At 57.1% G+C, this 23,177-nt stretch carries 19 protein-coding genes and 2 pseudogenes; 12 read left to right on the top strand and 9 right to left on the bottom strand.

Features of this window, described 5'->3' with window-relative positions; genetic code table 11:
• Nucleotides 1-53 precede the first annotated feature (53 nt).
• From gshA to P3T20_RS08970, 3 genes are all read right to left on the bottom strand, one after another.
• On the bottom strand, nucleotides 54-1,343 hold the full coding sequence (gene gshA, locus P3T20_RS08980; RefSeq protein ID WP_074263245.1) for a glutamate--cysteine ligase: 1,290 nt from the start codon (nucleotides 1,341-1,343) through the stop codon (nucleotides 54-56).
• A gap of 278 nt (nucleotides 1,344-1,621) precedes the next feature.
• Nucleotides 1,622-3,106, bottom strand: coding sequence for an ammonium transporter (locus P3T20_RS08975; protein WP_429286742.1), 1,485 nt, complete (start codon nucleotides 3,104-3,106; stop codon nucleotides 1,622-1,624).
• A 38-nt stretch (nucleotides 3,107-3,144) separates the two neighbouring features.
• On the bottom strand, nucleotides 3,145-3,483 hold the full coding sequence (locus P3T20_RS08970) for a P-II family nitrogen regulator (protein ID WP_006048089.1): 339 nt from the start codon (nucleotides 3,481-3,483) through the stop codon (nucleotides 3,145-3,147).
• Nucleotides 3,484-3,900: 417 nt separating this feature from the next.
• Here P3T20_RS08970 and P3T20_RS08965 point away from each other — a divergent pair, with 417 nt between their 5' ends.
• The 6 genes and pseudogenes from P3T20_RS08965 to P3T20_RS08940 all read left to right on the top strand — a co-directional run bounded on the left by P3T20_RS08965 (nucleotide 3,901) and on the right by P3T20_RS08940 (nucleotide 10,739).
• On the top strand, nucleotides 3,901-4,155 hold the full coding sequence (locus P3T20_RS08965) for an accessory factor UbiK family protein (protein WP_074263243.1): 255 nt from the start codon (nucleotides 3,901-3,903) through the stop codon (nucleotides 4,153-4,155).
• Nucleotides 4,156-4,261: 106 nt separating this feature from the next.
• A pseudogene (locus P3T20_RS08960) lies at nucleotides 4,262-4,459 on the top strand (magnesium chelatase domain-containing protein); the annotation flags it as partial.
• A 567-nt stretch (nucleotides 4,460-5,026) separates the two neighbouring features.
• Entirely contained in the window at nucleotides 5,027-6,625 is a 1,599-nt protein-coding gene (locus tag P3T20_RS08955; protein ID WP_429286741.1) for a hypothetical protein, read from the top strand.
• Complete coding sequence (locus P3T20_RS08950; RefSeq protein ID WP_429286740.1) at nucleotides 6,615-8,774, top strand: hypothetical protein; 2,160 nt, start codon at nucleotides 6,615-6,617, stop codon at nucleotides 8,772-8,774. The genes P3T20_RS08955 and P3T20_RS08950 overlap by 11 nt, the downstream gene beginning before the upstream one ends.
• A gap of 44 nt (nucleotides 8,775-8,818) precedes the next feature.
• A complete protein-coding gene (locus P3T20_RS08945; RefSeq protein WP_429286739.1) occupies nucleotides 8,819-9,331 on the top strand; it encodes a hypothetical protein in 513 nt (170 codons plus the stop codon).
• Nucleotides 9,332-9,461: 130 nt separating this feature from the next.
• A complete protein-coding gene (locus tag P3T20_RS08940) occupies nucleotides 9,462-10,739 on the top strand; it encodes a tyrosine-type recombinase/integrase (protein ID WP_429286738.1) in 1,278 nt (425 codons plus the stop codon).
• A gap of 161 nt (nucleotides 10,740-10,900) precedes the next feature.
• On the opposite strand, the gene P3T20_RS08935 is transcribed toward P3T20_RS08940, so the two are convergent.
• Both P3T20_RS08935 and P3T20_RS08930 read right to left on the bottom strand, forming a co-directional pair.
• Nucleotides 10,901-11,764, bottom strand: a complete 864-nt coding sequence (locus tag P3T20_RS08935) for an ImmA/IrrE family metallo-endopeptidase (protein ID WP_429286737.1) — start codon at nucleotides 11,762-11,764, stop codon at nucleotides 10,901-10,903.
• Nucleotides 11,761-12,087 (bottom strand): helix-turn-helix domain-containing protein, encoded by a 327-nt coding sequence (locus P3T20_RS08930; RefSeq protein ID WP_429286736.1) that lies wholly within the window; start codon nucleotides 12,085-12,087, stop codon nucleotides 11,761-11,763. The genes P3T20_RS08935 and P3T20_RS08930 overlap by 4 nt, the downstream gene beginning before the upstream one ends.
• A gap of 164 nt (nucleotides 12,088-12,251) precedes the next feature.
• Between P3T20_RS08930 and P3T20_RS08925 the strand changes: the two genes are divergently transcribed.
• From P3T20_RS08925 to P3T20_RS08905, 5 genes are all read left to right on the top strand, one after another.
• Nucleotides 12,252-13,217, top strand: a complete 966-nt coding sequence (locus P3T20_RS08925) for a CBASS oligonucleotide cyclase (RefSeq protein WP_429286735.1) — start codon at nucleotides 12,252-12,254, stop codon at nucleotides 13,215-13,217.
• A 5-nt stretch (nucleotides 13,218-13,222) separates the two neighbouring features.
• A complete protein-coding gene (locus tag P3T20_RS08920) occupies nucleotides 13,223-13,738 on the top strand; it encodes a hypothetical protein (RefSeq protein ID WP_429286734.1) in 516 nt (171 codons plus the stop codon).
• The gene (locus P3T20_RS08915) at nucleotides 13,738-14,670 is read left to right on the top strand and encodes an AAA family ATPase (protein WP_429286733.1); all 933 of its coding nucleotides are present in this window, start codon (nucleotides 13,738-13,740) and stop codon (nucleotides 14,668-14,670) included. The genes P3T20_RS08920 and P3T20_RS08915 overlap by 1 nt, the downstream gene beginning before the upstream one ends.
• 50 nt (nucleotides 14,671-14,720) lie before the next feature.
• Entirely contained in the window at nucleotides 14,721-16,235 is a 1,515-nt protein-coding gene (locus P3T20_RS08910; protein WP_429286732.1) for an SAVED domain-containing protein, read from the top strand.
• Nucleotides 16,236-16,398: 163 nt separating this feature from the next.
• A complete protein-coding gene (locus P3T20_RS08905) occupies nucleotides 16,399-17,019 on the top strand; it encodes a hypothetical protein (RefSeq protein ID WP_429286731.1) in 621 nt (206 codons plus the stop codon).
• Nucleotides 17,020-17,610: 591 nt separating this feature from the next.
• Here P3T20_RS08905 and P3T20_RS08900 read toward each other — a convergent pair.
• Together P3T20_RS08900 and P3T20_RS08895 are read right to left on the bottom strand one after the other, a co-directional pair.
• A complete protein-coding gene (locus P3T20_RS08900) occupies nucleotides 17,611-18,099 on the bottom strand; it encodes a GIY-YIG nuclease family protein (protein ID WP_429286730.1) in 489 nt (162 codons plus the stop codon).
• A 156-nt stretch (nucleotides 18,100-18,255) separates the two neighbouring features.
• Nucleotides 18,256-19,434 carry a hypothetical protein gene (locus P3T20_RS08895; protein ID WP_429286729.1) on the bottom strand — a complete coding sequence of 393 codons (1,179 nt, stop codon included), beginning with the start codon at nucleotides 19,432-19,434 and terminating at the stop codon, nucleotides 18,256-18,258.
• Nucleotides 19,435-19,849: 415 nt separating this feature from the next.
• On the opposite strand from P3T20_RS08895, the pseudogene P3T20_RS08890 reads away from it, so the two are divergent.
• Nucleotides 19,850-19,960 (top strand): annotated as a pseudogene (locus P3T20_RS08890) (rolling circle replication-associated protein); the annotation flags it as partial.
• 115 nt (nucleotides 19,961-20,075) lie between these two features.
• Here the strand turns inward: P3T20_RS08890 and P3T20_RS08885 are convergent.
• Together P3T20_RS08885 and P3T20_RS08880 are read right to left on the bottom strand one after the other, a co-directional pair.
• A complete protein-coding gene (locus P3T20_RS08885; protein WP_429286728.1) occupies nucleotides 20,076-21,263 on the bottom strand; it encodes a hypothetical protein in 1,188 nt (395 codons plus the stop codon).
• 209 nt (nucleotides 21,264-21,472) lie between these two features.
• Nucleotides 21,473-22,816, bottom strand: coding sequence for a hypothetical protein (locus P3T20_RS08880; protein ID WP_429286727.1), 1,344 nt, complete (start codon nucleotides 22,814-22,816; stop codon nucleotides 21,473-21,475).
• Nucleotides 22,817-23,177: the final 361 nt, after the last annotated feature.

The following is a 23,177-nucleotide window of genomic DNA, read 5'->3' as shown; positions in this document are numbered from 1 at the left end:
GCGTAGCCTCGACGCCACAGCAACCGGGTGTGAAGCGAGACCTTGGCCGCGAATCAGACCTGGATCGCTTCCGGATCGGTCTTTTCCAGTTCCACCGAGGCGGCCAGCAAGCCAAGCCGCGCCACCACACCGTACATATAAAAACGGTTCGGTGGTGCCACACCGGGCTTCGCATGAGCGTCCGGCAAAGCCGTATGCTCGAAGCCGAGCGGCACGAAGTGCATACCGGGCGCATTCAGATTCTGATCGCGCTCACGGCTGCCGTGCACGCGATAGAAGCCGCCCACTACATACCGGTCGATCATATACACGACCGGCTCGGCGACTTCCTCACCGATCCGCTCGAACGTGTAGACGCCTTCCTGCACGATCACGTCGTGCACTTCGAGACCGTCCTTGGTGGTTGCCATCTTGGCGCGCTCGCGCTTGGTGAGCGCGGCGACTTCCGAGGCGTCGTGCACGGTCATCACGCCCATGCCGTAAGTGCCCGCATCCGACTTGATGACCACGTACGGCTTCTCGGAGATGCCGTACTCGCGATATTTCTTGGCAATCTTCTTCAGCACGCCGTCGATCGCATCGGCCAGCGCCTCTTCGCCAGTACGCTCCTGGAAATCGACGCCTTCCACGTGCGCGAAGTACGGATTGATCATCCACGGATCGATTTCGACCATCTTCGCGAACTTCTTGGCAACGTCGTCATAGCAGGAGAAATGCGTCGACTTGCGACGCACCGCCCACGCGGCATGCAACGGGGGCAGCAGATACTGCTCGTGCAGATTTTCAAGGACCGGCGGAATGCCACCGGAAAGATCGTTGTTCAGAAGAATCGAACACGGATCGAAATTCTTCAGGCCAAGCCGGCGTGCCGAGCGCTCGAGCGGCTCAAGGACGATCTTCTGACCGTCGGACAACGCAATGGTGACCGGCCCGTCGACGCTCTCGTCGAGGGTACCGAACCGGACGTTGAGCCCGGCTTGCCGCATGATGGTCGCCAGACGGGCGACATTCTCCAGATAAAACGCATTGCGCGTGTGGCGCTCCGGAATGACCAGCAGGTTCTTCGCGTCCGGACAGATCTTTTCGATCGAAGCCATGGCCGCCTGCACGGCGAGCGGCAACACTTCCTGCGGCAGGTTGTTGAACGCGCCGGGGAACAGATTGGTGTCGACAGGGGCGAGCTTGAAACCTGCGTTACGCAGATCGACCGAGCAATAGAACGGCGGCGTGTGTTCCTGCCATTCCAGGCGGAACCAGCGTTCGATGGCGGGTGTAGCGTCGAGGATCTTCCGCTCGAGATCGAGCAGCGGGCCGTTTAACGCCGTAACTAGGTGCGGAACCATTGATCACTCGCAGACTGGAGAAAAAAGATTGTAGAGCAAATGCTTCGTCCATTTGGGGACGGTTTCTCCATTCGCAAGCAGGGACGGATGCATTCTCGCTATGAGCGCGATAGGCGGCGAAAACTGCTCCTCGGATGCAGTCTACCGCGATTCATCCGCGAATAGTCCAGCAATAGCACCGCAACCGGCGCCAAAGAAAAGGCCCGCCAGAAGGCGGGCCAAAGTCGCTGCGCTTGATTCGTGATCGTGAATCGTAAAGCCTTGAAATCCTTGAAACCTTATTCGACGTGCTCGCCGTGCAGGCTCACGTCCAGGCCTTCGCGTTCCTCTTCTTCGGTCACGCGGATGCCCATCACCAGATCGATCACCTTCAGCAGGACGAAGCTCACCACGCCGCTGTAGATCAGGGTCGTCAACACGCCCTTGGCCTGCAGGATCACGCTGCCGTCCGCGCCGCCGATGTCCTTGACCGCGAACACGCCGGTCAGCAGTGCACCGACGATACCGCCAACGCAGTGCACGCCGAAGCAGTCGAGCGAGTCGTCATAACCGAGCTTGCCCTTGAGCCACGTAGCCGACCAGAAGCAGATCACGCCAGCTGCAATACCGATCACCAGCGAACCGCCGATGCCGACGAAGCCCGAAGCCGGCGTAATCGCCACCAGACCTGCAACCGCGCCCGACACGATGCCGAGTACCGACGGCTTGCCCTTGGCGATCCACTCAGCAAACATCCATGCGAGTGCTGCGGCTGCCGTTGCAACCTGCGTTGCGAACATCGCGAAGCCGGCACGGCCGTCTGCTGCCACTGCGGAACCTGCGTTGAAACCGAACCAGCCCACCCACAGCATCGCGCCACCGATCAGCGTCAGCGTGAGGTTGTGCGGAGCCATGACTTCCTTGCCGTAGCCGACACGCTTGCCGAGCACCAGGCAGCAAACCAGACCGGCGATACCGGCGTTGATGTGCACCACCGTGCCGCCTGCGAAGTCGAGGATGCCTGCCGTAGCCAGCCAGCCGGTCGGTTCCCAGACCATGTGAGCGATCGGCGAGTAGACGATGATCGACCACAGCGTCATGAACACCAGCATTGCCGAGAACTTCATACGGTCAGCAAACGCACCCGTGATCAGGGCCGGCGTGATGATCGCGAAGGTCATCTGATACACGCAGTAGACCGTTTCCGGGATCGTCGGAGCCAGGTGGCTTACCGTCAGCGTGGTCGCCTTGTCGCCGTGGATATAGTTCATCCCGGCCATGAAGACGCGCGAGAAGCCGCCGATGAACATGCCGCCAGGTGTGAACGCCAGGCTGTAGCCCAGCACCACCCAGACGATCGTCACGACGCAGGTGATCGCGAAACTTTGCATCAGCGTTGCGAGCACGTTCTTCTTGCGGACCATGCCGCCGTAGAACAGTGCCAGGCCCGGGATCGTCATGAACAGCACGAGCGCGGTGGAGGTCAGCATCCAGGCGGTGTCGCCGGAGTTGATCTTCGACGAGTCGACCGAGAACGGCGCGGTCGGAGCAGCCGGGGCGGCTGCGGCAGCGGCTGCCGACGCGTCAGGTGCGGCTGTGGCAGTAGCCGGTGCGGAGGCGTCCGCTGCCGGTGCCGATGCTGCGGCGGCCGGTGCGCTGGCCGTCGTATCGGCGGCAGGCGCCGAGGCGGCTGCGGGTGCTGAAGCGTCGTCCGCGAGGGCGGCGCCGATACCGCCCGCGAGCAGCGAACCGGCCATCAGCATGGACATCAATAGTTTGCGCATCTTAATTTTCCTCTTGTAGCGAGTCGCTATCGTTCTATTTACAGGGCGTCCGCCCCGGTCTCTCCGGTGCGAATCCGAATCACTTGCTCGATCGGCGTGACAAAAATCTTGCCGTCGCCGATCTTGCCGGTGCGTGCGGCACGCTCGAGCGCTTCGATCGCCTGATCGACGATGTCGTCCGAGACCGCGGCCTCGATCTTCACCTTCGGCAGGAAATCGACGACGTACTCTGCGCCCCGGTACAGCTCGGTGTGGCCTTTCTGACGCCCAAAGCCCTTCACTTCTGTCACCGTGATTCCGGAGACGCCGATTGCCGACAAGGCCTCGCGCGCCTCATCGAGCTTGAACGGCTTGATGATTGCGGTAATCAGTTTCATGAAATCCTCGCTGTAGTTGCGTAACCCGTTTGCGAAACCTGGTTTCCCCTGAACTGTTGCGTCGATACGCGGCTGGTGCTCGAACCGGATCGATGCAGTGCCGGTAAAACCACCCGGCAGTGCGCGCCGGGCAGTAACAGCAACTCGCATGCCATGTGAGTGTCACACTCGCTGGAACCGGTGCCGGTAGCGGCCCCGCGCTCCCCCTGGCCGGATGGCCAACGTTGGCGGGGGACGGTGGCGCGCCGTCTGGATCGTTGCTAGAGTGTTCGCAGGCCACGGACACGAATACGCGCACCAAAGGCGCACATGGAACCGTACCGACCGGTCGGTCATGCACCAAAAACGCTCATCCGCCGATCCGGGGCACAGACGTAATGACACATGCACACTTTTTGTGCATTTAAGGGGAACACCATGAAACAACCGAACGACGTCTTCAACGATTTCCAGGCTCGCATCAGCGATCTGCTCAAGAACTCGCCCGCGAAGGATGTCGAACGCAACGTCAAGGCCATGCTGTCGCAGGGCTTCTCAAAGCTCGATCTGGTGACGCGCGAAGAATTCGATACGCAAACCCAGGTGCTGGTGCGTACGCGCGCCCGTCTCGAGGAACTGGAGCGGCGCGTGGCCGAGATAGAACAGAAGCTGCCGGTGACACACACGTCCTGAGGTTGCGCGAAGTCTGAATTGCACATCACTGGCAAGCGAGCCGTGACGTCATCAGCGTTTTAGAGAGTCGTGCGCGCTACCGGCGCGCCGTCTGACGGGAGAAAACATGTCGCTTGCCGTGGTGCGCAGTCGCGCGCCGGCCGCTGGCCGCGCGCCTGAAGTAACGGTCGAGGTTCACCTCGCCAACGGATTACCCTCTTTTTCGATCGTCGGCCTTCCCGATCTCGAAGTGCGCGAAAGCCGCGAGCGCGTGCGCGCCGCGCTGCAGAACTGCGACTTCGACTTTCCCGTGCGCCGTATCACGACAATTTTCCAGACTCATAAAATTGTCAAAAGTGCTTGAATCCCCTATAACAAAGGGATTGCGCGTTGTCGCATGCTCAGAGAAATTGACATGCACAAAACTCGGGTTGGAGCCATAACACTCTGTTTCGACACTAATAAAATACGAGCTGAGGTCTGGAATGGCCCCCGTTATACCGGCAAGGATCTTACGTCGTTGGCCGTGTTGGGCAGGCAGGCAGAGCCACTCCTCGTTGCTATTTGCCGGCGGCTCACCGGTCTGAGGTTCTATTCGCGGCTCAACGTGCTCACCACTGCTTCTGCGCTGGGGGACGCTCTCACTGCTCTGCGTTACAAGTCGTTGCCCGACTCTGCCGAGGCGTGGCAGATATTTGTGGTCGATGCCTACAGGTTTTGTCTTACTCGCCCCGATCGCACAAGTAAGTTACGAACCAGGCTGGAGGAATGGGTCCGCTACTGGCTCCCACTCCTGAGCAATCTCCAGCAAACAACTGAATTCCTACCCACTGGCGTCATTTTCCCGAGGCCACCGGCCAATTTTCTTCCAAGACGATGGAACGAGCCGGCCGTGGCGGCTGAGGAGGGAGAACCACCGGATAAAGACGACAAGGAATCGCTAATCGTCGGCATTTCGCTCGCTCGCACCGACGCGGCTTACCTCGATGAAGTCGAGGCTGAACTGTCGCGTCGACGAGCGATTCTTCATCGCGTCTTCAGCGCACACTGGCAAACAGTCGTTGAGCACTTTGACTATGGGCAAAGGCTACTGAGCAAAACGAGTCCATTGACAATAGAGAGACTGATTAAACAGGACCGCTCAGGGACTGGCCGATCCAGGCAAAGCCTTGCAGACCATCCGACTGGGGGCCACAGCGAGCGCTCTCTGGCCGACCTGCTCGCCGTTATCCGCTATCGTCATAGCGCGTGGGCGGAACGGGATTATTTCGGCAACGATCACCTACTTCCGAGATCAGGTCTCTTTGCGTTTCCTCCCGGCGCACCCGAGGTTCCGTTTTCACACATTAACCGATTCAGGCGGCTGAACTGGATGCTCGGAAACCTGACGAGTCTAGATCTCGCGATAGCGGCTGCGCTTCTGGTTATGGCACAGCCATCTTTCACCCCACACGCCCTCGCTGACGCAAAGATTCACACCAAATCCGGCGCTGACTACCTCATCCTCGAAGATAGCGGATATACCTTTCGCGTTCCTAAATTTCGAGCGGCATCATTTAAAACTGAACTGCTCGAAGAGCAATCTGGACGCATCCTTCGAGACCTCATCCGCATCTCCGCAGGTGCGAGAAAGTCCTTAGAAACGACGAACCCCACTGATTCAGACAGACTGTTTATCTTCACTCACAAGGGACGGGCTGCCCCTGTTTCTGCAACCAAATTGACCGGGAAGCTTACGGGTTGTATTTTTCGCAAGAACGAGCGCATCACTCCGACCATACTCCTGGAGCATCCGGAACTGGCGGATGCCAATATAGATACCAAAGTTGCTAGCCTTAGCAATCTTAGAAACACCGAAGGTGTCTTGGAGTGGTTCAGAACCGGCTCGCTTTTCGCTATGTCTCGAAAGTTGGGTAATCAAAAAAAGACAACTCTGCACCACTACATACCGAAAGCTCTAATGGTTGCCTGGAACGAGCGGCTCATACGCCGCTTTCAGAATCTGCTTCTAATAGTGGCTTCTGCCGGCGAGCCGTATGCATTGGAGGCTTGCGACTTTGACAACGTCGAAGAGCTGCACGAATTTCTACAGCAGATGTTGCGACAACATCCGTCACATACGTCCCCTTTGGCGCAACTGCTGCACGAACGTTACGCCGATAGAGACGCTGCGAAACCTATTTCTGCATCTGACTCGCTAGCAATTCCGATATCCCCGGACACCGTCACAATACTTTACGCGTACCGAGAGTTGGCGTTACGTTCAGAACTCAACGACGTCGAATTACGCATACCTGACGAACGGACTGGAATCTCCCCTCGACAACTCATTGATCTCGCCGACCTGCTGAAACGCACGCTACCAGAAGCGAGGGAACCCGAATTCCGGGCTGCCCACGAGGAGGCGGAATCAGGGTACCGGTCGTTGTGTGAAAACTTGTGCTGGCACGAACTAATCGCCAGCAAGAGGAGAGTACGAGATGCCGCATGAACTTCAGCTCCCTCCGACCTTCAGCAGCATTGAGCGCGCCAAAGCCCGTCATTTACTCGAAATAGCATCCAATCTAACTGGACGTTACCTCGGCGCGTGGAAGGCGGACTGGCTTCTATCTGAGCTCACAGACCACGTATGGAAGTTGAGAAGAGATAAATCGCTGAGTGACCCCCATAATGATGATTTATCTATTGGGCTGGACTGGAAGAAATGTCTTGCAGACGGCTCTCTTCTGACCGACGAGAAAAACAGAAATCTTCTGCTGACCCTCCAAAAACTTGCCTTTCTTGCCCGACAAACGCCGCTCACCGGCATCTCATCTCGCGCGTCACATATCACGTGGTGCCAAGATCTCATCACAATAGCGCAGTGGCTGCACCGCAGCACCGGCAACTCCAATCGAACCGCCGCCCTGATCTTGTCAGTAGATTTCCACATCGCCAAGGAATTTATATCGTCGTTTTCTGTCAGGGGAAAAGCACATGCGTTAGGTGCCATCCAAGATTGTTTCTTATTTCTTCGTACTGTCAGCAATCCAAATCCACTCCCCTTCCCCATATTCGGTGACGATATTTTTAGATTGCCGGCGGACGAAATAGAATTTGTTTGCAACTGGTTAGATGAGGCAGGCTGTTATTCCCTTAACAGGAATCGTCACCGTTACATCGACCGCACAAAATTAAGCAAACTGCTCAAGATCGACGCGTCCCTCATGGCAGGGTCAGCATTTTCGTCTTTTCTAAGGCAATTTGAACCCGACCTTGAGAGACTTGCACCAGGTTTACTGGTGGCTGGCCTACGGTCAACAGAATACTTCGGGCATAAAACTCTGGCGCGCGAAGAAGCCTATCAGCGCCGCGCACCTTTGTCGCGTTGCCGTGGATTCAAGGATATTCTCACGTCTCTGCCGAAACTTGCACGCGCACTCGGGCATCCAAGAAGCGAATTTAGCGAAGACGATCAGCGAAGGTTGTCAGCTTACATTGAGAGAAACACTCGACCCGATTCGTCAACTGCGTGGATTCCGTTGGAGACGATGCTCGCCTATTTGAATGAGGCACTTCGATGGGTCATTGTTTTCGGCGAAGCGCTTGTCACATTTTATGTACGTGCGCTGACCTACCTTAGATCTCAAAATCTGTTTCACGGAAATGCTCGGGAGAGAAGAGATCGCTGGATAGTCTCAAATCTTCCTGCCCCACTTGCACCGCTCGGCATAAATCGCTGGACCGCACGACATGCGCACGACTCCCCACACGAACTATATGACAAGATCCGCAAGAATCCATCCGTGATAGACGCCATGAACATCCTGTACGGAGCCATTGCGGTTCTGATTGGTTCATTAAAACCGATCAGAAGCGGTGAACTTACCGGATTGTGGCGTGATTGTGTTCGTCTTCACGGGCGCAAGCAATATTGGATGACACATGTAAACGAAAAGCACGGAACGGAGGGGGTTGCCGACACGATTGAGCGCCCCATTCCAGGAGTTGCTTCCCGTGCCGTCGGGCTTCTAAAGCGTTTAGCAACCGATCTTTTAGAGCTACAGAGGAGATGGGGATCCAACAGTGTGCCGACCGACTTACTTTTCGTGCTTCCGCCCCGGAAGCTTAAATCCGACTTTCATTTGATCGGTATCGGGCGAAAGGAGCTTGGCCGAAGAATTGATATATTTTGCGATTATGTGAATTTACCAACGGATAAACTCGGAAGAAGATGGTATGTTCGCGTTCATGAGCTTCGAAAATCTTTTCTTTTGACTTTTTTCTGGGCAGCAAAGTTTGCCTCCCTGGATGCTGCGGCATGGATTGCCGGTCACGCGAACGTCGACGGCATCTATGCATATATCAGAGCCAGCTTCTCAGGCCAAGAGATCGTTGAGCTTGAAGCACAATACGCCGCCGAACAGCTCTGGGATTTCGAAGAAACATCAAATCAAAACACCCTCAATATCTCCGATCTTTATCGGGCGGTTTGCGAGCATTTCGGCGTCGGAGAGATCAGCAAGATTGGAAAATCCGAGCTTCTCCAGTGGTTATCGACTGCTTTCAAAAAAGAAATTTACAAAATAGAGGTTTATCAACTACGCAGCAGCAATTCGGAATGGGCGGTCGCATTCAAGATCGGAAAGGAAAAATCGTGACCACGCGGACTCGCCCTCCCAAAGCTAACGGTAGAGCGCTACGTATGCTTGCAATCCGCCGCGCTCACAACGCCATGATCCGTGAAATTGATCAGACGACCGTTTCAGATCGGAAGCTAGTTGCTGCTTGCGCGAATCAAGCCTCCATTACGGCGTATGTATGCACATTGGTACCAAACTGCGAATGCAGCCTGAACACTCTTAAGAAACTTGCTGCAATTGCCATAGAGCCCGGAGGCTGGGATCAGTTTGACAATCTACGCCGAAAAATCCTCGAGTCCAAGACGGGTCGCTCAAAACGAAGCGTCGAACGCGCTGAGCGCAGGAAAACCGAGCTTGAGTTTCTACGCGCAAAGCTTGATGCGGCTCAGCGCATAAGAGCGAATCTCAACAGGGCGTATCTTGACGCGCTCGGCATATTACGAGCTGCAGCGAAATGGGATGAGGAAATGGCCGGAAAGCTTGCGCGCCATTCAGCCACCTACTCCAAAGTACTCTCTCTTCGTGCCATCAATTCGGAGATAGATGATGTCGACCAACCACCGACAGCTGTTTGATCTGGTCCGCGCCCACCCAGGTCCGTCCAGGGAAACTACATCAACCCAATCCTTGCAGCCGCCCGACTCGACTGCCCCGGCAATCTTGGCGGTCCACTGGCCTGACGGTTCTCCATGTCTCGTAGTAGAGATGTATCTACTCTACATTGCTGACACCGTAACCGTCCGTGCCATTGATGGCGGAACCCTTCGAGCTGTGGCATCAGCACTCTCGCCACTTATTCGCTTTTGCTGGGAACGTAATCTGGAGTTTTGGGAGCTAGATGATTCGTCCTTTCACAATTTTGTCTGCGACCTGTCTGACCAAGGCGGGGCGCAAGGCCGGAATCGCAACACTGAACGCCGCATTATTGACTATTGCACGGCGTTTTTGGCGTGGCTCCAGGAACACATAAGCACAGACCGCTTGATTGTGGGTCTGCGGGACCAAGGGCCGCAAATCATCTTGGTCGCAGGGGGAAAAGCGTCGCGTCAGTTGAGATACCCTTTTCGCCCGGAACCAGACCCAGTCGACAGAAAACGGCCCATGCCACGTCACGTCCGGAATCGGTTGTGGGACACCGTCGGCGCGTACCACGATCGTGACGCGCGCCGGCACCCTGAGTGGCAATCAAGGTTCTGCCTGGCGCGGCGTCAGCTTGCACTGACGCTTTTTGAAGCGACGGGTTGCCGGCCATCCGAACTATCACTCCTACGTGTAAGCGAAAATGCAGATTGCGTGATGGAAAAGGCGCTCGTAATGCAAACCATGAAGCGTCGACGACCGGATTGCAAACGCAGCGTTCCGGTTGATTTTGGAACAGCGATTCGGATTCAGAACTTTATAGATGATGAACGTAGTGTTCTCTTGAAAGAACTAAAAAGTTCCGGCTTAAATCCGCTTCCTAACGATCGGCTGTTTTTGTCGGCGACAAGTGGCAACCCACTTGACGCTCCTAGTCTTGAACGCGAATTCCATCGACTAGCAGTATCTACCGATCTGGATCAGCGCGCCTGCATCTCCATGTTCCGGCACAGATTCATCACAAACATGGTTAAGATGCACATACAGGAATTCATGAGTAAGCGCCCGGATCGCTCCTCCTCTCACCCATCCGACGCGGACTACAGACTCATTCTCGACCGAGTGCGTTCGTTTACCGGGCACGCGAGCGTGGAGAGTTTGTTCCATTACATTGATTGGGCATGGGAAGAAATGACATCCTTCGATCACGCCGATGCCGCTATCAAATTAATGCAGCTATTGGAAGCTACGTACGGGTCGCTGTCCTCGCTCATCCAGTCGACGCGGTACGCACAATTGAGAGGGAACAAGGCTCAAGCAGTCGTCGATAGTACACGAGCGGAGCTGCTTCGATTGAGAAGAGAATATGTTGATTTGCTGAATGTGGTCAGTACAGTGCATTGACATGGCGATTCGATTCACGAAAGTAATAAGCGCGCGCCAGAATCCCCCTCTGAACTGAAGAGACTGATTATGGAAGGACCGACGGGTCTTCGAGAGTCAGACAACTAACTTACGACTGGTGTACTCAGCGGGGTGAGGACACACCGATGAGCACCGCACCGCTACTGCTCCTCAACCCAAGGCGCCCAGACGTCTGCAGAGCGCGGCAGATGCAACAGACTTAGAACGACACCGTATTGCTCGGCATGGATCTTCATCTCCCGGAGTGGCATGTCGGCGCTGGCATGCTGAAACCAGATGGAGGCGGGGATTTGCGTGCCTGCCCGATCATGCTTGATGTCGGGATTGGAAGCGAGTGCTCCGTGGGGCACTGGAATAACGCTTTTGCGCGTCCTGAAGAAAGCGCCTGCCTTGGCCGCCGGCTCGCTGGACCACGCCCAATTGATGAAGCCATCAGTGGACATCACGAGCACGGCCTTCTCATCCGTGTACTGCAACCATTTCAGAATTGCCGCTGTCAGCGACACGCCATAGCGATCGGCGCAGTGCCCGAGCAGGTCCAGATCGACGGTGGAAGTGACCTGCTTGCGGTAATCGTCGAGCGGCATCAGCAGGTACGACGCAAACAGGTCAGCCTGCCCCTCGATGTCCTTGTCATCTTTGGACCACTCCAACATGTCGGCATCGCTGCACTGGAACGACTCCCTGAGTTGTCGGTGCAGGATGTAATGCCCAAGCTCATGGGCTTGCGTAAATCGTACCCGACCGGGCGATGACACTGCCTCGTTGTAGAGCAGCAGCCACTCCCTTCGGCCATCACCTGGAAATAATGCACCGTCGAAGCCCTTGATGTTGGCTGCCTGGACCTGGGTAATCGGATCGGCCCAACCAAAAATGCGCGCCGCCTCCATCGCGAGCGGCGGCACCTCGACAGGAAAGCGGTCGACGCCGTGTGCTGCACTGAACAACTCGGCCAGTTTTGCCAACCGGTTGGCGGCACGCTGGGGAGTCCAGACCTCGGTCATTGCGAGGACTTCTTGAAGGTGCTGAGTATTTTTCGGAGTTGCTCTTTCGCTTCGGGCTCAAGCTTCTGATAGCCGCGAAAAAACGCCTCATCCAGATGGCGCTCTTCCGGCGCCCGAACGTCCTCTTCCAGGAAGTAGCTGGCAGCAACACCTAGCGCGTCGGCCAGTGCGGTCAGTTTCTCTGCCGATGGTCGCTGGGATTCGCGGTTTTCGAGTTCCCAGAGGTAGCTCTTGCTGAGCCCCGCAAGGTCAGCCAGCTTTTCGAGTGTCAGCTCGCGCTCCTTGCGAAGCTCGCGCAGCTTTTCGCCGAGACGTGTCGCCATGGTCCGTCTCCTGTACAGAATGCGTGGGCGAAGAATACCACGATACCGAACTTTTTGTTTGACATCCGAGAAAATGGGCGTAATATTTACCCGTGTTCGCTGTTCCGAACTTTTTTTCATGATTTTCTGATACGAGTCAGGTCGCCTCACAAGGAGCCTTTCAGATGTCCCGTACCCATATCGACCATCGCGATCTCGTGCGGTTCGCGGAAGATAAGGTCAATCTGCCCAAAGACAAGGCGGATGAGTACCGCGCCCAGGCGCGGCGACTGCGCGAGAAACTGGAAGGCTACCTCTCGGAGCACCCGGACTTCTCGCTCAAGCGAATTCAACTGTCGGGGAGCCTCGCCAAGGGCACCGCGCTGCGATCGCTCAACGACATCGACATGGCCGTCTATGTCAGTGGCTCCGATGCTCCCCACGACATTCGTGCGTTGCTGGACTACCTGGCTGAACGGTTGCGAAAGGCCTTCCCCAACTTCAACCCGGATCAGGTGAAACCTCAGACCTATTCGGTCACCGTATCGTTCCGGGGAACGGGCCTGGACGTGGATGTGGTCCCGGTCCTGTACGCCGGGCTGCCCGACTGGCGCGGCGATCTGATCAGTCAGGACGATGGCTCCTTCCTGGAGACCAGCATCCCGCTGCACCTGGAGTTCGCGCGCAAGCGCAAGCAGGCGCAGCCGACCCACTTTGCGCAGGTGGTGCGACTGGTGAAATTCTGGGCACGACGCATGAAGCAGGAGCGAGACGGCTTCCGGTTCAAATCTTTCATGATCGAGATGATCCTGGCAAAGCTGTGCGATGACGGCGTGGACTTCTCGGACTATCCCGAAGCGCTGCAGTCGTTTTTCACCTACATCGCGAAATCGAACCTTCGCGAGCGGATCGTGTTCGAGGATCACTACAAGAGTTCCAGCGTCGCCAAGCTTGACGATCCCGTACAGATCATCGATCCGATCAATGCCAGCAACAACGTGGCGCGGCTCTACACAAACGAGAACGCCGATGCGATCGTTGAGGCCGCCCTGGACGCGGGCGACGCCATCGACGCTGCGCTGGCCGCGCCGAACAAAGAGCTGACGCTGCGTTACTGGCAGAAACTTTTTGGTCCGTCCTTCCAGGGTTGAACATCATGAGCTACAGCTTCACAACGACCGAAACTAGGACTTTCACGCTAACGCACGCCAGGCACCTTGCCGCGAAGGTATCGGCGGACCTCAAGCGCTTGCAGCGCTTGTATGGACATATCACCGACGAGCGCATTGCAGAATTCGAGGGTGAGGTCACCGAATTGCTGCGTCAGGGCTATCTCGGAACAGTCACTTATGGCTTCCAGCGCGACGACAAGTGGATCGAACCCACCTTGCGATACACCGCAAGCGATTTGGCAGACAGCGGCACGGACGACGATCCGGGGCGCGTTCTGCCCGGGAAAGATGTCAGCGGCGCGCAGTTTCACAGTTACCTGACGTACAGCGCCGCCTGGGATGCCCTGACGGCGGAGCAGCGCACAGCGGTCAAGCAGCAGTTGCCGCTACAGCGTGTCAGTGGATCGAATGCCGCAGTCAGCAATGGCTACTTCTTCGACGATAAAACCTATTCATCCGGCGGCCGGTCACTTGGCCGCGCGAGCGTGAGGAGCTATTGATGAGTCAGCAACCCAACCTCCAGGGACTGTTCGAGCGCCCGACAACGCTACCTGACCCAGACGCCCAGGGGCGTCTCGCACGACTCGTCGGGATGGACGACAAGATCAAGCGCCTGGCCAACGTGCTGGGCGTCCTGATCAATCCGGCAGGACTTCAGCAATGGCAGGACAAGCACCACGCTGACGCTGGCAACCTGCTTGAAGCCGTCCTGCGTCGCCCGCCGCTGGTAGTTTTATCCGGCGATGTCGGCTCGGGCAAGACGGAACTGGCGGAGACCATCGGCGACAAGGTAGCCCGGCAAGAGAACATCGACATCACTCTGCTGCCGCTGAGTCTTGCTTCTCGCGGCCAGGGGCGAGTTGGGGAAATGACCCAGCTCGTCTCTGCCGCGTTCGAACATGCGTTCAATGAAGCCAGCAAATTCAAGTCGACCAAAGGGGCTGCGCGCGGTGGCGTCATCCTGCTGGTCGACGAAGCCGATGCACTGGCTCAGTCACGCGAATCTGACCAGATGCACCATGAAGACCGGGCGGGCGTCAACGCCTTTATTCGTGGCATCGATCGATTCGCGAATGACCGACTCCCCGCTGTAGTGCTGATGTGCACCAATCGGCTGAACGCATTGGACCCGGCAGTTCGGCGGCGAGCGGCGGACATCCTCGTGTTCGAGCGTCCCGATGCAGCGCAACGGCTTGACGTTCTCTCCCGCCGGCTGGGGAGTGCCGGGTTCGGCAGGGCGGAACTGGAAGCGCTCGTGGCCGCGACAGGTGAACAGCCAAAGCGCGCCTACGGGTTCACCTATTCGGATATTACTCAACGACTGTTGCCTGCCATCGTGCTGGACGCGTACCCCGACGGTCCGATCAAGCCATCACGTGCCATTGAATTGGCCCGGTCGATATTGCCGACGCCACCATTTCGTGATGCTTAACACCTGCGTCAGCTATGCGGCAACACAGTCCGCACTGAAAAGGGACCACCATGACCCAAGCAGTTGCCGTTCGTAGGGATGGAGATGCCTTCCAGGCCAGAATCTTCTGGCGGAAGGCCGCTTGCCTGCTGGACCCCGGCAGCCCGGTGACAATGGTGGGCTTTGAGTCGGGGCCGAAGGGTTTCGACGATGTGTGGGTTGCCTACGCGGCCGATCGCGCCCCCGGCGATCACGAAGGCAGGCCCATCCTGCGGGAACATATCCAGTGCAAATGGCATGTCTTGATGAATGATTTCGGCTACGCCGACCTGATTGATCCGGAGTGGATCAACGCGAACAAGATCTCGATGCTGCAACGAGCCCGCGCTGCACAGGTGGCTTATGCGCGTGACGGTATCGGTGCCCGGTTCAAGCTCCTCACCAACTGGCGCATTGCACAGGCTGATCCGCTGCGCGGCTACATCAATCAGAAATCGAAGACGCTGCGCTTGAAGGATCTGTTCGACGGCACAACGGACCGGTCCGCGGCCGGCAAGGTCAGGAGGCTTTGGCGCGAACACCTGGATATTGATGACCAGGAACTCATGCTCCTTGCCCGGACGCTTGCATTGGATACGGACGCGACTTCGCTCGACGATCATCGGGATAACCTGGACCTGTTGTTCGAAAACCGCGGCCTGCGACGTGTACCAGCGAACGAAAGCAGCTTCGTCTACGACGACGTGGCGTTCCAATGGCTCTCGCAAGGTCGGTTGGAGTTCGACCGGCAGACGTTCCGGGAAGCCTGTACGCGGGAAGGTCTGCTCGCCGGCGACGGACGCGCACATGTTGTGTTCGGGGTGAAATCATTCGAGCATCCCTTTGACCGGCTGGAGGATCGCTGTACGGTCGTGCTTGATCTGATCCCCCATTTCGACGAGCGGGCAATCCGCGAGCAAACCGATTGGGCAGCGACGCTTTATCCCAAGCTCAAGGACTTCCTGCAGACTGCGGCGAGGGACAATCAGCACGTGCGGCTGGTTCTCGACGCGCACATCACCCTGGCCTTTGCTGCCGGGTCAGTCCTGAACATCAAGTCCGGCCGAAACGTCGAGATCGAGCAACGAACCGTGCATCGGAATGTTTGGCACTCAAGTGACATGCCGCGCGATCCTTCGTGGCCTGGATGGGAATTCGATCTGGAACGGCTGAACGACGCTGACGGAGACATGGCGATCGCAGTGTGCCTCACTCACGACGTGGTTCCTGCCGTGAAAGCTCATCTTGCCGCTTCACTTCCACAGGTGAGTTCATTGTTAGTGGCACGTCCAACCTGCGGTGCGGGGGCTCGGTCTGTAGCGTGTGGTCAGCACGCATTTGACCTGGCTGAAGCACTGGCCCTGCAGATCAATCAGAAGCGCATTCAGAGCAGGCCATCGCTGCATCTCTTCATCGCGGCACCGAACGCCTTCACGTTTTTTTTCGGACAAAGACAACCCGGTCTTGGCAAGGCGACGCTGTACGAATATGACTTTGAAGGCACAGATGGCGGGGGCTACAAGCCATCTCTATCGTTGCCCATCTGACCTGTTGAAGCTGGCCAGGCGAAGCTTCGCGAAGAGTTTTGGCCAGCGTCCAGGCTCAGACATGTTGTTGGCTCTAAAGCGGTACGTAAGCAGGGGAAATTCTATGCGAAAACCGATAAGGGTAGGTTCGATGAGAGCCGCGTACCCGATCAGGAGAAAGACAGTGGGTACACCCTACCAGATGAATGGCTTCTTCGGGGTATGGCGCGAAGCGCTTGGCCGTGACGAACCAACGGTTGCATTCGAAGTCTTGAATGGTCGAGGCAGATTCCTTTTCATGATGTTTTTCGATCCAGAAGACGAAAAAACCAAGGACCGTTTGTTTATATTTCTCCAGAATACGCGGGCTATGCTGCCGCTTAAATTGTATGGTTCTCATCGTGCGGGGGATTTTCGTCTTTATCTTGATAGCCGGGATGTCGAAAAGATCAAGCGCGAGCTTCAGATCGAAGACGGAACCGGTCCTGCCTTCGATATAGGCAAGTTCATCGATGCGCTCAATGCGAGCATCCCTCAGTCAGTCCCGCTGGCCACCAAAGTTGGGCTGCTACGACAAAACCGATCTGCACTGCGGGAGCATCTTCCCGACATCGTGGACTTTCACGACAGAACGGAATTGATTGGCGAAATGAACCTCCCAGAGGGCAAAAAGCCCAAGGAGCGGACCTTGCGAAAGCTATATCTGTACTCGACGGACTCTCCCGAAGACGTGGCCGTGTATATCAAAGATCTGAAGCGCCGTAATGTCACGTTGAGTTGGCGTGTTCCAGCGAATGCCGCGTAGCTTCGACGCTCGTGCGAGATGATGCTGAATTAATACGTCATTTCCCGGCCATGAGTGACAGAGAGGTGACGTCGAGGGTTTTCACCTTTTTACCTCGACGTAGCGCAACATGTTGGTGGGGCAGTTTTGCGCGCCCATCTAGACGGTTCTGAGTGGCACGAGGCACTTCCCCGTTATTTGTAAAAGTCGGGACTCGATGCGACAGTCACAGTCAGATCAGGTCCCGACCGTTTTCGAGGCAAGGGGCGGCGATCGACCCACAACTGCCGTTCGGACTTCTCACACAGCAACGACCTCCACCAGAGTACAACAGACACTCGCGCCGCCGGCTTGGCCTCTTCGCATTCAAACCGCGCGCCTTCACATCAAGCGACAGCGCGTTGCTGACACCCCGATTCAAGTCTCATCGGCCTGATTGGTGGCCACGAGCTGGGCGGCCAACTCGTGGGACAGCATACAGGCAATCCGTCGGCGCAGCATGGCGCCGACCGGCAACTGCATTCCATTCTGAAGGACGCCAGCGATAAGTCGTGCGACGATTCGGACGGTCTGGTTTCGCATGCGAAACAGCCGCTGCCGGCACCCGGCTCCCTAGAACAGGGGTTCCAGTGGCGCAGCGCCCGGCTTGCCGCGGCTCAGGGCACGGCGATCCCGGTAGTAGCCGTGCAGTTTGCCGGGATCGACGTCATACCAGCCGAGTGATTCGCTGAACGTGAACATGCTTTCGATTCGGTCCAGGAGCACGTCGAGACACACATCGACTTCGTCATCCGTTGGATCATGCCAGACGGTCCCGAAAAGCGCTTCGCGCGATTCCATCGGGATGATGTAGAAATGCCCGCGGTCGTCATTTATCCGGTGATCGTGCAGCATCCTGTGCGCGACGTCCTCGGCGAGCGCCATGTTCGTTACGGCCCAGACGCGCTCGAACGCGAAGGGAAAAGCACTGGCTGTGCCGCTCAGCGTCCTTCGCCGCAATTCCGGGTCGATGGTAAGACCCACCTTGAATTCGTTGCTGTTGGCCGGGTTGGTCGAGCGCATCGCGTAGACAAATCCTTCACCCGTCTGATCGTTTCTCATATTCGTCGTTACCTACGTCTACAGGGATTTCGGGGCAAAAGACTATACCGCGAGGGCATTTAAAAGGGACTTAAAGGCCGACCGCCTTGGAACATGCACACGCCACACGTCATATCCGCACGTCGTGGTTCGACTGTTCCGCATCCCGCATCCGGCTCACTGTTTGATGAGTGTCCCAAACGATTCGTCACACGCGGCCCAGTCGGCCATTTCTTCGCGGGATAGGCGTCGCGCCTCGCCTGAAGAGATCAGCCACACACTGCCGTTCGCGAGGCGCGCGATCAGCGGCCCGTACTGGCCCATGACGAGTGGGCGTCGAACCACATCCACGACGGCGTCGCAGTCGGGCTCGCTCAGGCGGATCGTCGCACCGGCTTCTGCCGTCCATTGCGCGCGCCACTGAAGCCCGCTTTGCCGGCTTGCGTCTTCGCCTGTCCCGACGTCGAGGATTGACGGGTTAAGGGCTGCGGCATTCAGAACCAGCCGCGCCAGTTGCGTAGCCAAGCCGAGATCCAGATCGACGATGGCGCTCTCGTGCGAGAGTTTCGAACGCGCCGAATACAGTTTCCCGACCACTTTGGCCTGCCGGTCCGCTTCGTCGTCGCCGCCACCGAGTGAAATGACCGCTCGCCTAACAAGCCCCCGTATTGCTGATCCACGCGACTCATCTTTCAGGTAGCGCAGGCCACCTGACAGTCCCGGGTCGTCGAATTTGTCGGTAGCTTCGGCGATTATCTGGTCGATCCACTCCGCGACACCCGCACTGCGCTTTGCGCCGGTGGCGAGGCCATCGAGGACGGTCATCTTCGCGAGAAAGAGCGTGCGGGGCAGAAACTCGTACTCTGAGGCTATGTACAGTTCCAGCGCGGCGCGCACCCGTTCATCGGTCACAGGCGGACTTTCTTCAAGCGTGCCGCCCAGGAAATCCTGCGCCATAGTGTTGCACCCGCCGGCCGGATCATCCCATGCCGGCTCCGGTGACAAGCGGTCAGGCACCAGCGTCGGCCGCGCACCGTCATAGGTCGCAGCTGAAGCGACCTCGGGGTCACCGTTGCGAATACGGAAGCTCGCGCCACTGTTCATCGAATGGACGGGCAACCGTGCGCGCAGGTCGGCGAGCAGGTTCCGCGCTTCACTCTCGGGCAGGGGATCAAACAGCAGCCACTGCTTGATCACCATCGCGTTAGCCGTTTCAAAGGCAATATGCGGCTCGCGCTCGAACAGCTGCGCGCGGCGGCCCCGCACCGTGATGAGCCCATCGGGCGGCGCTTCAAGCCGCGTGCCCGTCGTCGTCTCAAGGGGAACGTGAAGCCGGTAGTGCTCGGGTCGTGACATGGTGTTTTTCGGGTGAGTGCGGCCGGGATGTCGCGTCTGGCAGTCAGGTCGGTAAGTGCGGCGAGTGCGAGAAGGACTGGTTTTCGGTCTCGAACCACGGCGTGTGGACTACAGGTCGTCCAGCAGTTTCGGTTTGTACGAAGCCAGCGCGTCATGGACATCATGCTCGACGGGTGGCGCCTCCAGTTTCCGTAGACCGCATTAAAAACGTCACCGTTGCGACATTAAATTTGTCACAACACGGCTGACGGCCGGCCTATGCCGACGGGCTCCCGTTTGGAAGGGGCCGCGGCACGGACGCTCGCTCGCCAGCGTCCGCGAACATCCGGTGTCGACCCGAAGCGGTCAGTTAGGGTTTTCGAAAACGGTCGTTCGGTGAAGCACGGCTATATGGATAATCATCTCATGCTCACCCCAGAGTTTGCGTCACATGCTGGCTAGCTATCTGGCGAAATACATCACGAAGGATTTCGCCTCGCATAAGCTCAACGAAATGCGCTACTGGACCAGTCGCGGGGTTGTCGTTTGTCGCTCCCGTCCTGTCGGTGCGTCGCTGGATCGGTGTGAGGTGTTCTGGCGTCAGGAATTAGGTGTGTTCTGGTTATCGATTCGGGAACGCGTCTAGCCCGATCGCCCCCGCGTCAGGCCGCAGTATTCGGGTCGGCTTCATCGTCGTCGGGCGCGAACATGTCGACGAGGCGCCCGGAGAACAGCACACCGAACTTGCCTCTCCCTTCGTCGAGGGCAAGGTTGCGTTGCTCGGACACGCGTTCGATGTGCTGGCGTGTCGCCGGGGTCAGGTGTGTCTTCAACTGAGTCACCATATTGTTTACGACTTGGACTTCGTTTGCCAGACGGTGCAGCCCAACAGCCTGAATATCAACGCCGACGGTGCGCTCCCATAGCGATCGGTACTGCTTGAAGACGGGCACGCGGCCGTTGAAATACACCTCGTTGAACTTGAGTTGCTCAAGCACGACATTGCCATGAAGCAGGTCGTTTCTCTCATTCACCAGCGTGTGATACGCCTTGAACGCTGCGTGCTTGTAGTCCACCTGAGATTCGAAGCCCGTGCAGGTCACCGACAGATTCATGATCCTAATGTCGATGGGTTGGCGGATCGTGTTGTCTCGCAGCCTCTGATTGGACTTTAGCTCGGGCCGCATGAGAGCGAATAGCAGGAGATTGACGAAAGCTTCGGCCATTACCGGAAGCATCGATCGGATGCCGAAGCACAGGCCAAGGCCCTTCGAATACCTAGTGGCCACGTCAGACCAGTCGTTGTTAAGAACTTGCTGGACGCTTGCGATGTCGGGCATTGCGTCGTCCTCGGGTCGAAGATTCAAAGCGTTGAGTTCGCGGAGGAGCGAGTCGACTGAACTACGGATTCGCTGATACGGATTCACGAATTCTGTCCAGTCCTCGAGCGACTTTCGCAACTGAGCCATCTGCTGGCCGTGACTCGCGAAGTCAGCCTTGATCTGGGTGGCAAGATCTGGCATGTCCGCCTGGCTGATGCCAGGGACGTCAATAAGGACAACGGCGGTTCGGAAGTTCATCCCTTGGAACAGCACCCAACCAGTAGACATCCGTAGCATCCACTCCCAGTGGATCAAATTCTCCGAGCTGTCATTCCGCAAGAGGTTTTGCGGGCCATTCGGAACACCGAATCGAGCGCGGAAGTAGCAGTACAGATCGGCTGGCGCGACTTCGTTTCTGAGGGCAAGAAACGTCGACTTCGGTTTTCGATTCTTGCGTTGCAACTCAGCGAGGATCTCGGTGAGCAGGGGGCATTCGAGATCAGCAACGAAATTGGTGGGAAGTGACATAGCAACTCGTCGACGGTGGACAGATGCCCAGGATAAGAACGGCACGGTTGGAACACCGGCAGTCTACGCTTTGCGGACCGTCCGTTCGTGATCGATGACAATCAGATGCGTCGCGCATAAGGCGACGCTACATCGAAACGTGGCAACTGGCCGAGCGCGACCCGCAGCGGCCTCTCGACATTCTCCAGTGCGGACTTATCGTCGACGAATCAAACCGATGTCGTCGGGCCCTCACCAGAAGCTGCATCCCCGGCACCAATCGTTACCACTTCGATCCAAGCCTTAGGAATCGCGCGTCCCCACGCAGCGTAAATAGGAGCAAAAGCAATTTGCGCTTCATCTAGAAACGTTTCCGTCTCCCCCAGGGCTACGCTACCGTCTTCGCGCGCAATCAGCGCACGCAGTTCAACGGGAACACCGGTTTGGGTTACGAGGACGGCTGTTAGATACTCTGTTCTTTCAGGCGCATCGACTGCCCGACGATAAGGATTGTTCGAATCATAGGGCGCGCACCAGACCTCACTGAGGAGGATCACTCCATCTGCACCATATTTGATCACCTCGTTCGCCAGCATTCTCATGAGAAGGTATTTTTCCCCGTGCTCTTGAGGAGCCAGTTGCATCAAATTTACGGGACGTGCGCCCTTCAGGAGGAAGGCAATGGTGTCGTGATGACCATCCACGGAAAACATCTTTCTGGCTGCATCGAACAGACCGTTCAACGTAGCTTCCGGCGCGGGGTCTGTCGACGGGAACATCTCCTTTGGATTGAGCCCGTATTTGCCTGCGGCCTGTTCCGCTCCCTTTCGGTCGAATTCAACAGCTTTCCGTTCGATCTCAATTGGCTGCCCCGTAGCAAGCCACACGTGGTGGCTACGAGCGTCGTCATGACCGATCATGCAGGGCAATCTTCCCCCTCGGGATTCTTCCCCCTCCGTGCGGTCGATGTCGCCGACCATCGTGGAAGGAGGTTCCAAGCCCAATTGTCGGTGCGCATCAGCCACTAACTGGGCGACCTTCCCATAAGCGATCCCTACAGCGTCTAAGAGCTCATACTCTGGCAAGCTGTTTTCTACCCAACGCCTTTGAATACGTAGGATGCCATCTTTGAATACATGCTTTCGCAATGCTTCGGTGGGAATGCTGCTGATCAGTTCAACTGGACTCTGGAAGAGCTCGGCTGGGACCTCCATCCGTGGTCCTTCCTCGTAGTACGACGCCATGATCTCGGCTCGAACAAAGCTATGAGCTTCCAGATCGCCTTGCTTCTCGATTTTGTTGCGTGCATCCACCATCCAACGCATCAAGGAGTCAGCACGCAACCTGTTTTGCCACGACTCATACCAAGGATCGAAGTTAGTGAAGAGCCGCTTATTACTTTGCACAATGAATGTGACGGTGCGCAGTGTCTGAATCGCGGTCTGAATCGAGACTCTAAAACTTTCGGGGTCAAAGTATCCACGTTCAGCCTCGTGCCATTGCCGGTGGACGTCCGCGAGCCGTCGGTCTACCGCGCTCAATGGACAGCGATTTTCATGCGCTGCTTCGGCCATCTCAATACCCCGCACAGAAACGCCTCGAATATCATCCGAGACCAAGAACTTAGCCTCTATTGAGCTGCGCTTTGACATCCGTCCCGATTGTCAACGAATGGAACGCTGTTGTCGAATGTCTCATGTTGGCCGCACCGAGTCCCACACTTTGACCACGGACCTGCCGCGGATGTGTGCGATATGCAAGGGGCATAACCCGACCCATTACCGCCGTTCGATTCGCTACGGCTCCGGCGGCTACTTTCGAACTTCAACGGCCGTTCAGTGCCACATTTTCGCTGACGAGTTAAGACCAACCAGTTGTGACAGGACTTCGGTGGTGCGACCAATGTGAATTAACTTTGCAGCAGTCGTCGATACG

It is taken from the genome of Paraburkholderia sp. GAS206C, assembly GCF_050435645.1.
GTDB lineage: Bacteria > Pseudomonadota > Gammaproteobacteria > Burkholderiales > Burkholderiaceae > Paraburkholderia > Paraburkholderia phenazinium_B.
The sequence above is the reverse complement of the archived record's forward strand: the minus strand, read 5'-3'. Positions and strand labels throughout refer to the sequence as shown.